This window comes from Sporichthyaceae bacterium, from assembly GCA_036493475.1.
Taxonomy (GTDB): domain Bacteria; phylum Actinomycetota; class Actinomycetes; order Sporichthyales; family Sporichthyaceae; genus DASQPJ01.
This window is the reverse complement of record DASXPS010000150.1, coordinates 1-2178: the sequence shown is the minus strand read 5'-3', so window position 1 is coordinate 2178 and position 2178 is coordinate 1. Positions and strand designations below refer to the sequence as shown.

General features: G+C 67.8%; 3 protein-coding genes. All 3 read left to right on the top strand.

Annotated elements, in window-relative coordinates; all coding sequences use genetic code 11:
* The first annotated feature begins 39 nt into the window (after positions 1-39).
* Entirely contained in the window at positions 40-357 is a 318-nt protein-coding gene (locus VGJ14_15515) for a tyrosine-type recombinase/integrase (protein ID HEY2833837.1), read from the top strand.
* A 149-nt stretch (positions 358-506) separates the two neighbouring features.
* Positions 507-1919 (top strand): site-specific integrase, encoded by a 1413-nt coding sequence (locus VGJ14_15510; protein HEY2833836.1) that lies wholly within the window; start codon positions 507-509, stop codon positions 1917-1919.
* 8 nt (positions 1920-1927) lie between these two features.
* Positions 1928-2178: hypothetical protein (locus VGJ14_15505; protein HEY2833835.1), on the top strand; the 251-nt coding region annotated here is incomplete at its 3' end.

The window sequence follows — 2178 nt, the reverse complement described above, 5'->3', positions numbered from 1 at the left end:
GCACGGAGCAGGCGGGAGGCTCAGACTCGGCTACCGGGAATCGAGGCTAACTACCACCTCCATTCCCTCCCCGCTGCGCGGGGGATACAACAGAGCGCCTCGTGGCGCAGCAAAGGCCGCAAGCAACGAGCCACACCGTTGACCGCCAGCACCGTCGGCGTCCTACGGGAATGGTTGGTCGCACACCCGGGCGAACCCGACTCGCCACTGTTCCCCAGCGCAAACGGGACACCGCTGAGCACCGACGCCGTCGGCTGGCTCATCACCAAATACGCGACCGCGGCGGCGGTGCGATGTCCATCGCTGACCGGCAAACGGGTCACCCCGCACACCCTGCGGCACTTTCTCTCTGCTTAGTTCCCGTGTTGCGATAAGCCGGAAGGCGCGGGCGGGCGGGGTGTTTGCGCGTTGCGCCGCGTCGTGTGGTGTTTCTATGGTTCCCGGCCGTGATCATGAGTTTCTTCTCGTCGCGGGGTTGGCAGTCTTGGGATGTCGAGCACCGGCCGGTGATTCCAGAGGGCATGCCGTTCCTGGTCGATGCCGATCTGTTGCTGGAGGACGGTCCGGGCGCGCCGCGGTCGGCGTCTGTGGTGAACCGGTGGCTGCGCGAGTTACCGGCCAGCGGGGCTCCCGCGCCGAGCTCGTGGGAAAGCTACGCGCGGGCGGTTAAGGAGTGGGCGGAGTTCCTCACCGAGCACGGTGTCGGGTTGTTCGATACCCGCGACCGGTTGAAGGCCGGATTGAGCAGGTATGCCGAGCACCGGGCGGCCGGGCCGGCGCGGGCGCGGTTCGCGGCGAGTACGTGGGCGCAGCACATGAGCATCCTGTCGCTGTTCTACCGCTGGGCTCTGGAGGAGGGCTTCGCCGAGGCGGAGCCGTTCAGCTACCGGTCGGCTCGGGCGCTGTTCGCTGGGACCGGCCGGCGGGTGCGGGTGAATCTGGCGGTGCGCCGCACCCCGAAGCCGCACGTGACCATCAAGTATCTGGAGCCGGACTTCGTTGAGCTGTTCCGCAAGGGCTTGCGGGGGCTGGCGCCGGACGGCAGCCGGGACACCGGGTTCTCGGGCCGGGAGATGACCCGCAACGCCGCGATCGGGGATCTGGCCTTGGCCACCGGGCTACGGCTGGGCGAGTTCACCAATCTGCTGTGGTGGGAGATCCCGGCGTTGCCGCCGGCGCCGACGGCGATCCCGATCCCGTTTCCGGTGCCGGGCTCGATCACCAAGGGCCGCAAGTTCCGCACCACATGGATCTCCTACGACGCGTTGGCTGGGCTGCACGACTACCTTCACCTGGACCGCGCCGCGGCAACCGAGGGATCGGGGTGGCGGCCGCCGCCGCGGTGGGGTGAGCCGTTGCGGGTGAGCGACCCGGATGCTCGCGGTGGCTGGATCAATGGTGTTCGCCGCGCGTGGGTGTCGCTGACTCCGGCGGAGCGGCGGCGGCTGGTGGCGCCGGAGGGCGGGTCGGGTCTGCTGGCGGTGAAGGGTGATGGTGGTCCGTTCACGGCGTGGGCGACGGTGTTCGAGCGGACCGCCGACCGGATCCGGGCGCGGTTCGAGCCGAGGTTCCCGCATGTGCACCCGCACCGTTTGCGCCATTCGATGGCAATGCAGACTCTCGAGTATTTGGTCACCGGGCATTATCGGTTGGCCGCCAGACTGGCCAGGGATACCGATGCCGACGCGGCGCTGGTGTTGTATCTGACCAAGGCCGATCCGTTGCTGGTGCTACGAGACCTGTTAGGCCATTCCACGGTTTTGACCACAGAAAAATATGTCAAATGCCTGGATACGTCCCGAATCTATCGGCAAGCCTACGACACCGCCGGCGCGACGGCCGGGCTGGTCGACGAGGACGCCGCACGGCGAGAGGCCGACGCCGAGTTCTCCGACGACGTCGACGAGGACGTGCTGTGATGCCGACGATGGTGACCGACGGCCCGCTCGGCCTGCGCTGCGTATTCAGCGACGGGGGCAGGGCTGAATTCGATCTGGAGGGGTCACCGAACCCGGCGTTGGCGCGCGATCTGGCCGTCGGCTTGGTGGAGCTTATCCACCCGCACGGCAGCGTCGATGCGCCACGAACGGTCGAGGCCTATGTGTTGGCGCTGCGCAGGATGGTCGACCGGCTCACCGAGCAGTGTTTCACCGGTGGGGTCAGCAATTTGCGGCGCGG